7 protein-coding genes are annotated in these 7,664 nt (G+C 40.3%); 3 read left to right on the top strand and 4 right to left on the bottom strand.

Annotated features, from left to right (window positions below; all coding sequences use genetic code 11):
- From ACTNB8_RS13625 to ACTNB8_RS13615, 3 genes are all read right to left on the bottom strand, one after another.
- Positions 1-94 (bottom strand): rubredoxin-like domain-containing protein (locus ACTNB8_RS13625; RefSeq protein ID WP_441055556.1); only part of this gene is annotated, 94 nt, incomplete at its 3' end.
- A gap of 263 nt (positions 95-357) precedes the next feature.
- Positions 358-747, bottom strand: a complete 390-nt coding sequence (locus tag ACTNB8_RS13620) for a Fur family transcriptional regulator (protein ID WP_441055554.1) — start codon at positions 745-747, stop codon at positions 358-360.
- A 105-nt stretch (positions 748-852) separates the two neighbouring features.
- Entirely contained in the window at positions 853-1,395 is a 543-nt protein-coding gene (locus ACTNB8_RS13615) for an NADH peroxidase (RefSeq protein ID WP_441055552.1), read from the bottom strand.
- 279 nt (positions 1,396-1,674) lie between these two features.
- On the opposite strand from ACTNB8_RS13615, the gene ACTNB8_RS13610 reads away from it, so the two are divergent.
- Together ACTNB8_RS13610 and ACTNB8_RS13605 are read left to right on the top strand one after the other, a co-directional pair.
- Positions 1,675-2,367: a response regulator transcription factor gene (locus ACTNB8_RS13610; RefSeq protein WP_441055550.1), complete on the top strand. Its 693-nt coding sequence runs from the start codon at positions 1,675-1,677 to the stop codon at positions 2,365-2,367.
- 71 nt (positions 2,368-2,438) lie between these two features.
- Positions 2,439-5,012, top strand: coding sequence for a sensor histidine kinase (locus ACTNB8_RS13605; RefSeq protein WP_441055549.1), 2,574 nt, complete (start codon positions 2,439-2,441; stop codon positions 5,010-5,012).
- Between the two features lie 46 nt (positions 5,013-5,058).
- On the opposite strand, the gene ACTNB8_RS13600 is transcribed toward ACTNB8_RS13605, so the two are convergent.
- The gene (locus ACTNB8_RS13600; protein WP_441055547.1) at positions 5,059-5,271 is read right to left on the bottom strand and encodes a FeoA family protein; all 213 of its coding nucleotides are present in this window, start codon (positions 5,269-5,271) and stop codon (positions 5,059-5,061) included.
- Between the two features lie 366 nt (positions 5,272-5,637).
- On the opposite strand from ACTNB8_RS13600, the gene metG reads away from it, so the two are divergent.
- Positions 5,638-7,593: a methionine--tRNA ligase gene (gene metG / locus ACTNB8_RS13595; RefSeq protein ID WP_441055545.1), complete on the top strand. Its 1,956-nt coding sequence runs from the start codon at positions 5,638-5,640 to the stop codon at positions 7,591-7,593.
- Positions 7,594-7,664: the final 71 nt, after the last annotated feature.

The raw sequence follows: 7,664 nt of genomic DNA, 5'->3' as shown, positions 1-7,664 counted from the left end.
ATTTGGAAGCAGGAGCTTTACATACCGGACAGACTTCCGGAGCAGCGTCACCTTCATAGACATATCCACATACACTACATACCCATTTAGCCATAATCTTAATCTCCTTTTTTGATAAGTTAGTTTTGTTTAATAATAGTAATTATTCTCAATAACTGTAGTTTCAATCTATCACATTGAATATTTGAAGTCAAGCAAAAGACTGAAAAGACATCATTTGTTCATACATTTAGGATGCTGTTCACTCTGTTCACAGCAACTTGGTCAAAATCTGTTCCAAATCACCTGCGGTGATGGAATTTTGACCCGTATGTCTCGGGATTTTGCCATATTTATGGAAAAACACCTCGCAGGATATTATCTGTGAGTAATACATCTCGGACATAATCCGAAGAATCTTAAATCGTATCCGGTGATTTTTCCTGAGAAGTTTTTGACTGATTTTTCCATAAGTCTATTCATATCATCTGTTTCCAGATCAAGAACCTGTCCGCAGTCTGTGCATATGAAATGACAGTGTGGTGTGACACATCCGTCAAAATGATCTGCACCGCCGAAACTGGATAATTTCTGAATCTCACCGATATCAGATAACAGAGAGAGGTTACGATATACGGTGCCCAGACTGATGTTGGAATATATTTTTTTCATATTTTCGTATACAACATCTGCGGTAGGGTGGTCTTTACGTGTCATGAGAAATTCCTTGATGGATTCTCGCTGACGGCTGTATTTTAACGTAGCCATATATCATTTCCTCTCTGTGAAATAGTAAACCATGTTCTGCCATACTCCATTCGGAATTCGCTATGCTACTTCCTCATGGACGGCTGGCGCCGTATAAAAATGAGCTTAACCAAAGTATCTCTTAAGCAGACCAGCGAATGCTTTTCCGTGTCTTGCTTCATCTTTAGCCATTTCATGAACGGTATCGTGGATAGCGTCCAGGTCAGCAGCTTTTGCGCGTTTAGCCAGGTCAAATTTACCAGCTGTAGCGCCGTTCTCAGCTTCTACACGCATTTCAAGGTTTTTCTTTGTGCTGTCAGTAACAACTTCACCGAGAAGTTCAGCGAATTTAGCAGCATGTTCAGCTTCTTCGTAAGCAGCTTTTTCATAGTAAAGACCAACTTCCGGATAACCTTCTCTGTGAGCAACTCTTGCCATTGCGAGATACATACCAACTTCAGAGCATTCACCCTGGAAATTTGCTCTCAGGTCTTCGAGAATATCTTCGCTGACACCTTTTGCAACACCAACAACATGTTCAGCAGCCCATGTCAGGTTGTCGTCCTGTTTAGTGAATTTGGAAGCAGGAGCTTTACATACCGGACAGACTTCCGGAGCAGCGTCACCTTCATAGACATATCCACATACACTACATACCCATTTAGCCATAATCTTAATCTCCTTTTCTTATATAAATTAGTTATATTTAATAATAGTAATTGTTACTGTTTTGCTGTGACTATACTGTACCATAATGGTACAGTTTTGTCAACAACAAAAATAAAAAAAATCAACAGTAAGTATGGTATACTGAAAAGGCATGGGCAAGCTCAAGTGGATGCAAGACTTTGGTAACCTGGTATTATAAGAAATTCTTAATATTTTACCCCTTTTATCTTAAAGCAAAGCTGATACAGTAACTATAGTAAACAGAGGGAGGGAAAAGACGTGGCAGAAATACTGGTGTGTGATGATGATAAGGATATAGTGGAGGCGATAGATATCTATCTGACGCAGGAAGGCTATCATGTTCGGAAGGCATACGATGGTGAGGAGGCAATTCAGGTATTAAAAAACAATCAGGTGGATCTTCTGGTGATTGATATTATGATGCCGAAGCTTGACGGAATCCGGGCAACACTGAAGATCAGAGAAAGTAATCCTCTTCCTATTATTATTCTGTCTGCAAAATCAGAAGATGCAGATAAAATTCTGGGTCTGAATATAGGTGCAGATGATTATGTGACAAAACCGTTTAATCCGCTGGAACTGGTGGCAAGAGTAAAATCACAGCTCCGACGATATACACAACTTGGTTCAGTGTCCCATAAACAGGGCAATGTTTATGAAACTGGAGGACTTATGATTGATGATGACCGGAAGGAAGTTACCGTTGATGGTGAAATGGTAAAACTTACACCCATAGAATATGGAATATTATTGTTTCTGGTGAAAAATCAGGGGAGAGTTTTTTCTATTAATCAGATATACGAAAATATCTGGGGCGAGGAAGCAATCGCAGCAGATAATACAGTAGCTGTTCATATCAGACATATCCGTGAAAAAATCGAGATCAATCCAAAAGAACCCCGTTATCTGAAAGTTGTATGGGGACTTGGCTACAAAGTGGAAAAACTGTAGATTTCGGAGTGCCGATGTGGAAAAGGTTTAAAATTGTCAGAAGTGCAAATAAGAAAGGGGTAAATAAAGTCATGAAAAAAAGATGGTACAGAAACAGTGGGGTAAAAGCTCTGTTGGTAATTCTGGCAGTGACATCTCTTACGGCATCAGCAGTGTGTGGTGCGGCAGCAGGCTGGCTGCTGAAGAGTGGAATATGGGTTGGAGACAGCTCTGAATATAAAGAATCCAAAAGTTTTGCAGATGATGTGTTTATGCGTTCGCATAAAATTCTGAATTCACTGGAATCTGTGAAATTTCTGAAAGACAGCACAGAAGAAGATCTTGTTGACATTAAGGAACTTGATACTGAGGGTGTTATTTCGGACAAAAACTCGTCAGGGCTTGCATACAGGCTTGGGGATCTCATCAAATGGTCTCGGGGTTCCTGGGATTCAGCAGCAAATGTTCTGATATGCAGAAAGCCGGATGGCAGTGATTATTATATGTATTACCAGGACTTTGCTGAAAAAATAAAATCAGGAGAACTAAACCTGAAATATGCCGGTGATAATGACTATGGCCTGTATCAGGAAGAAATCCTTACAGAGTTACTTTGTGGAAACTATACTGAGTATACAGATGAATATTTTGATAGATCCGGAATTCAGAGCGCTGGAGTCGAAGCTGTAGTAGATAAAAATGAAAAAACAGTTTACACAAATGTCTGGAATTACAGTTCTTCGGGAAATAATGATGCAGCACTTAGGGAAGAATATGCACCAGTCGGCGCAGACAGTATTCTGGATGTTGTGAACAGTTCCAAATGGGAAGGCGGCAGTCTCAGTGATGCATATCATCTTCTGTATATGACACTGATCAGATTTTCAAATGCCGCAGATGCAGAAAATATTCTGGAAGAGTATGCACAGGGAAATACAAATCTCAAGTATCTGTTTATAGATAAAAAGGCCAATAAAGTGTATAGTAACACGGACAAAGTAACTGTTTCCAATTATGAATCCTATCTGAAAAAAATTATATCTGAAGCAGAACCGTATATAATTGTTTATCCGAACCAGGAGGAATGCGAAGTAAATATCCTGAATACAGCAGATCAGTCTGTGAGTGGCTGGCAGGAAATGATACAGAACACAACCAATACAGAGTCTGATTATATATTTGCAGTTTCTGTGGACAAGAACTTTGCAGTTTCAGATCAGCTGGCAGCGAACAGCTCCAAATACAACAAATACCGTCCATGGCTGATACCGTGTATGGCAGTGTCGGCAGGGATGTTGGTTCTGTTTTTATTCTGTCTGGTTGTCCTTACGATTGGTGCAGGCAGAGATAATGAAGACAACGAAGTACACCTGAATGTCGTTGACAGGATTTATACAGAAATTGCAGCAGTGGGAATCACTGTTACTGGCGTTATGGGCTTTATTGCCTGTATGGAAATGTTGAATGTAACCGGGCATGAGATATGGAATCTGATGGTCATGGCACTCGGTGTATTCTGGTTTACAGTCTGGTTTCTGACAGGCTGGCTGAGCCTTGTACGAAGGATAAAAGAAAGATCTCTCTGGAGAGACAGCTTGCTCAGACATATTTTCGTCTGGGGCGAAAAACTCATAAGGTGGCTTGGCGGCTTTGTGGAAATGTTCAGTCAGAATCTTATGAGTCGCGTTAAAATGACCCTGCTTTTCGGTGTGTTCGTGTTTACTGAATTTATCCTTCATGGAATAGGTCTGGCAGGAGATACTCCATTTGCTCTGTTTATTCTGATGGTATTGGATGCTGTAGTCCTGTATGGCCTTCTGAAAAAGGCATGGGGACGGGAACTTATCATCGAGGGATTAAAAAAGATCACAGACGGGGATCTTCAGTACAAGATACCGACTGAAAAACTTACCGGTGAACAGAAAAAAATCGGAGAATACATTAATCATATTGGTGAAGGTCTGGACGCAGCAGTGGAAGACAGTGTAAAGAACGAAAGAATGAAAACAGAACTGATCACAAATGTATCCCATGATCTCAAAACACCGCTTACTTCTATTATTAATTATGTGGATCTGCTTAAGCGGGAGAATCCGACAGACCCGAAGATTCAGAATTACATTGCAGTACTGGAGGATAAGGCTCAGCGCCTGAAAACTCTGACAGAAGATGTAGTAGAAGCTTCAAAAGCCAGCACAGGAAATATTTCTCTGGAACTGACAGAGCTGAATTTTGTGGAACTGATTCATCAGGTAATTGGTGAATTTGAAGAAAAATTTCAGGAAAAAAATCTTACGCTGGTAGTTCACTTTGATGAAGAAGAGGCCATGATCTGTGCAGATGGAAGACGCCTGTGGCGGGTACTGGAGAATGTTTTTGGGAATGTTACGAAATATGCCATGGAAAATACACGTGTTTATGCAGAAGTGAATGTGCAGAAGCCGGAAGTGAGATTTTCGCTGAAAAATATTTCTTCACAGCCGTTGAATATAACAGCAGAAGAACTGACAGAGCGATTTGTAAGAGGAGATGTTTCCAGAAACACAGAAGGCAGCGGACTGGGTTTGTCTATTGCACAGAGCCTTACGGAGCTGCAGGGTGGAGAATTTAAAGTATATGTGGACGGAGATCTGTTCAAAGTAACAATCATATTTAAAATGAAATAGTTTTTCTGAAACGACGAAAACCGGAGCGATCAGCCCCGGTTTTGCTTTATACCTGAATTCTGTCAGCAACCTCATTTCCAACGGCCAGCCGGCGGTTATTTGCCCCTATGATAAGCCAGTCACGGCATTTCTGGATAACATGGATAGTACTGCCTTCTCTGATATCCAATTTTTTCATGGTTTCAAGAACTTCCGGTACGCCGAACATCCACTTGATGGTACAGGTATCTCCGATATTAGTCTGTGATAATGGTTGCATAAAAATCCCTCCAAAATAAATACAAAGTAAAAATATAGAAAAGTTAACGTCAGATAATTTTTGAAATGTTCTTATAATTATTCTACAACTTGCATGCAAAATTCGTCAATTATAACATATAGTAGTAATTTCTGACAAAAGTTAGAGCAACCTCATAGAGAATAGTCTCTACTTATAAAAATAGTCTCTTCTTATAAGAAATAGTGTGTACTTTTGGGAAAGAAATATTTATAAAAAAATCGTATGCAATTTACAAAATTTTGCAAATATGCTACTATTTTATGAGAAGCGCAAAATTGCGAAGTGGTAACACGATTATGATTCGTCATCTCAGATATGAGAGATGATTTAAGGAGGTTATATAAAATGGAAAAGCAGAAGTATTATATTACTACAGCCATTGCCTATACTTCAGGCAAACCGCATATCGGAAACACTTATGAGATCGTGCTGGCTGATGCGATCGCACGTTACAAAAGACAGCAGGGCTATGATGTATTTTTCCAGACAGGAACAGATGAACATGGTCAGAAGATTGAGCTGAAAGCTGAAGAAGCAGGAATCACACCGAAGGAATTTGTAGACAATGTTTCCGGTGAGATTAAGAGAATCTGGGATCTGATGAATACATCCTATGATAAATTTATCCGTACTACAGATGAAGATCACGAAAAACAGGTTAAAAAGATCTTCAAGAAAATGTATGCAAAAGGAGATATCTACAAAGGACATTACGAAGGAATGTACTGTACACCATGTGAATCCTTCTTTACAGAATCACAGCTTGTAGATGGTAAATGTCCGGACTGCGGACGTCCGTGTGTACCTGCAAAAGAAGAAGCATACTTCTTCAAAATGAGCAAATATGCAGACCGTCTGATCGATTATATTAATACACATCCGGAATTCATTCAGCCGGAATCACGTAAGAATGAGATGATGAACAACTTCCTTCTTCCGGGACTTCAGGATCTCTGTGTATCCAGAACTTCCTTCAAGTGGGGAATTCCGGTAGATTTTGACCCGAAACATGTAGTTTATGTATGGCTTGATGCACTGACCAACTATATCACAGGAATCGGATATGACTGTGATGGAGAAAGTTCAGAGCAGTTTAAGAAACTCTGGCCGGCAGATCTCCATCTGATCGGAAAAGATATCATTCGTTTCCATACAATTTACTGGCCAATCTTTCTGATGTCACTGGATCTGCCTCTTCCGAAACAGGTATTCGGACATCCGTGGCTGCTTCAGGGCGATGGAAAAATGAGTAAATCCAAAGGAAATGTTATCTACGCAGATGAGCTTGTTGATTTCTTTGGGGTAGATGCTGTCCGTTATTTCGTACTTCACGAAATGCCATTTGAAAATGATGGTGTGATCACATGGGAGCTGATGGTTGAGCGTCTGAACTCTGAGCTTGCAAATACACTTGGAAACCTTGTAAACCGTACAATTTCCATGTCCAATAAATATTTTGGCGGAGTAGTTGAGAATAAGGGCGTTACAGAACCTGTAGACGATGATCTGAAATCTTTTGTTCTGGAAGTTCCGGACAAAGTATCCGCAAAAATGGACAAACTCCGTGTTGCAGATGCAATGACAGAAGTATTCACTCTGTTCAAACGTCTCAATAAATATATTGATGAAACAATGCCGTGGGCACTTGCAAAAGAAGAAGACAAAAAAGACCGTCTTGCAACAGTGCTTTACAATCTGGTAGAAGGAATCACAATCGGTGCTTCTCTTCTCGAAGCATTTATGCCTGAAACAACAGAAAGAATCCTTTCACAGCTGAATGCTGAGAAACGAAGCCTGGAATCCATGAAAGAATTTGGTGTGTACCCGTCAGGAAATAAAGTAGTAGAGAAACCGGAAATTCTTTTTGCCCGTCTTGACCTGAAAGAAGTGATGGAAAAAGTGAATGAACTTCATCCACCGAAAAAAGAAGAGCCTGAGGAAAAAGAAGAAGATGTGATCGATCTTGAAGCAAAACCGGAGATCACTTTTGATGATTTTACAAAACTTCAGTTTCAGGTTGGTGAGATCATTTCCTGCGAACCAGTGAAAAAATCCAAAAAACTTCTCTGCTCACAGGTTAAGATCGGAAGCCAGGTACGCCAGATTGTATCTGGAATCAAGGCACACTACAGTGCAGAAGAGATGGTTGGAAAGAAAGTTATGGTTGTTACCAACCTGAAACCTGCGAAGCTTGCCGGAGTCCTCAGTGAGGGAATGATCCTTTGCGCAGAAGATGCAGAAGGAAATCTTTCACTTATGGTACCGGAGAAAAAAATGCCGGCAGGAGCTGAAATCTGCTGATTCAGTATCAGTAACCAACAGGATACAGAGACTTAAAATATTTCCCCCTGTTTCGCCATTTGACGGAGTCA

Source organism: Blautia sp. HCP28S3_G10 (assembly GCF_052065235.1).
Classification (GTDB): Bacteria; Bacillota; Clostridia; order Lachnospirales; family Lachnospiraceae; genus Blautia_A.
The sequence above is the reverse complement of the archived record's forward strand: the minus strand, read 5'-3'. Positions and strand labels throughout refer to the sequence as shown.

What these genes read in the sequence shown, in the direction of transcription:
- ACTNB8_RS13620 (WP_441055554.1), bottom strand. Translation starts at nt 747, where the DNA reads ATGGCTACGTTAAAATACAGCCGTCAGCGAGAATCCATCAAGGAATTT.
- ACTNB8_RS13615 (WP_441055552.1), bottom strand. Translation starts at nt 1,395, where the DNA reads ATGGCTAAATGGGTATGTAGTGTATGTGGATATGTCTATGAAGGTGAC.
- ACTNB8_RS13605 (WP_441055549.1), top strand. Translation starts at nt 2,439, where the DNA reads ATGAAAAAAAGATGGTACAGAAACAGTGGGGTAAAAGCTCTGTTGGTA.
- ACTNB8_RS13600 (WP_441055547.1), bottom strand. Translation starts at nt 5,271, where the DNA reads ATGCAACCATTATCACAGACTAATATCGGAGATACCTGTACCATCAAG.
- metG (WP_441055545.1), top strand. Translation starts at nt 5,638, where the DNA reads ATGGAAAAGCAGAAGTATTATATTACTACAGCCATTGCCTATACTTCA.